This is a genomic window from Mycobacterium sp. TH-M82 (assembly GCF_057473605.1).
In genome coordinates, this window is record NZ_JBYCKY010000126.1 from 1 (window position 1) to 1872 (window position 1872).

The window sequence follows — 1872 nt, forward strand, 5'->3', positions numbered from 1 at the left end:
CTAGATCCTCAGAGCAGAGTGGACCAGTAACTCCAGAACCGCACCAGGCACAACAGGATCACCGCGGTGAACCACAGCGCCACGATCGACCAGCGCCAGGTGTGCAGCCCGCGCAGCACGGCGTTGCCGCGCTGCGGCTGCACCGCGATCGTCGTCACCACGACCAGCAGCGGGATGGTCATCGACCACACCACCATGCAGTACAGGCACAGCGCGCCGATGGTGAACACGCTCTGGTAGATCAGCCAGTGCACGAACACCGTGCCCAGCAGCGTGCCGACCGCCAGCCCGGCCCAGTACCAGCGGGGCAGCTGAACCCGGGCCACCGCGAGCACCCCGGTCACCAGCACGACGGTGAACGACACGATGCCGATCAGCGAGTTCGGGAAACCGAACACGGCGGCCTGCGGGGTGACCATCACCGAACCGCAGGACAGCACCGGGTTGAGGCTGCACGTCGGCACGTAGGCCGGGTTCTTGAGCAGCTCGACCTTCTCGATGGTCAGCGCCAGCGCCGACGAGAGGCCCACCACGCCGGCGATCAGGACCCACAGCGCGCTCAGCCTCCCGACGTGCACCCCACCGTGCTCGGGGCTGTCCGGCTCGGCCGGGGACACCTCCCCTGGCGCGCTCACGCTCATGGAGCGGGAGCGGGAGCGGGCGCCGGGGTCGTCGGATCCGGATTCGGCGGCGGCGCACCGGCGTCGAGCACGGGCAGGTCACCGACGATGCTCCTGATCTCGTCGATCAGCGCGTCGGGGGTCGTCGGCTTGTAGTCCTTGCCGTTGATGCGGATGGTCGGGGTGGCCTTGACCTCGGTCGCCTTGGCCATGCCCTTGACCATGTCGTCGTAGCGGCCCTTCTCGATGCAGTTCGGGACGTCGCCGACGACGCCGGCCTGGCGCGCCACCTCGGTCAGCCGGGCCTCGTCCGGGAACGGGCCGACGCCCTCGGGCGGCTGCTGGGCGTACAGCGCGGCGTGGAAGCGGCGGAACGCCTCGGTGTCGGCTTCGGCCACGCAGTAGGCGGCGTTCGCGGCGCGGGTCGAGTACCCCTGGCCGGCCCGGTCCAGGATCGAGACCATGTAGTAGTCGGCCGCCACGGCGCCGCTGTCGATCAGCCGGTTGATCGTCGGGCCGAAGGCCTTCTCGAAGTTGCCGCACGCCGGGCACAGGAAGTCCTCGTAGAGCGACAGCACGGCCTTGGGCTCGCCGTCGTCACCGGTGATGACGTCGCTGGACGCCACCCGGATCGGCTTGGCCTCACCCTCGCCGGGCTTGTCCTCCTTGGTCATGACGATGTAGAGCACCAGCGCGACGGCGAAGATCACGACGATCGCGGTCAACCCGATCTGTACGGCCAGATTGCGTTTCTTGTCGGCCGCCTTCAGGTCGTACTTCGGGGTCTTCTTCGGTTTCGAGGCCACGGGGACAAGCGTACCGGCGGCGTTTTCGCGGCCCGTCAGACGCCGCGCAGACGGGTGCGCAGCGCGCTGATCATGTCGGCGACCGCGGCCGCGCAACCGCCCCCGATCGGGAACATGTTGGCGAAGCCGTGGATCAGCGCACCGGCCTGCCGCAGGTCGACGGCCACCCCGGCGGCGCGCAGTGCCTCGGCGTAGGCCACGCCCTCGTCGCGCAGTGGGTCGAAGCCGCCGGTCAGCACCAGTGCAGGCGCGAGCCCGGACAGGTCGTCGGCCAGCAGCGGTGACACGACCGGATCGGTGATCTGCACCGACGCACCGGTGACGTACTTGTCGGCGAACCACTCGATGTCGGCCTTCGTCAGGAAGTAGCCGGAGGCGAACAGGGTCTGCGACCGGGTCTCGCCGCTGGGGTTGGTCCACGGGTAGATGAGCAGTTGCAGCGCCGG

The 1872-nt window shown here is 69.2% G+C and carries 3 protein-coding genes; all 3 read right to left on the minus strand.

The genetic code is table 11. The features are described from left to right. Positions 1–8: 8 nt before the first annotated feature. A complete protein-coding gene (locus AC2VON_RS03625) occupies positions 9–641 on the minus strand; it encodes a vitamin K epoxide reductase family protein (RefSeq protein ID WP_003889255.1) in 633 nt (210 codons plus the stop codon). Further along, the gene (locus AC2VON_RS03630; protein ID WP_047041144.1) at positions 638–1426 is read right to left on the minus strand and encodes a DsbA family protein; all 789 of its coding nucleotides are present in this window, start codon (positions 1424–1426) and stop codon (positions 638–640) included. The genes AC2VON_RS03625 and AC2VON_RS03630 overlap by 4 nt, the downstream gene beginning before the upstream one ends. Before the next feature lie 35 nt (positions 1427–1461). Continuing rightward, positions 1462–1872 (minus strand): alpha/beta hydrolase fold domain-containing protein (locus AC2VON_RS03635; RefSeq protein ID WP_486951720.1); only part of this gene is annotated, 411 nt, incomplete at its 5' end.

Coding starts and splice junctions, on each gene's coding strand:
- AC2VON_RS03625 (WP_003889255.1), bottom strand. CDS start 641: ATGAGCGTGAGCGCGCCAGGGGAGGTGTCCCCGGCCGAGCCGGACAGC.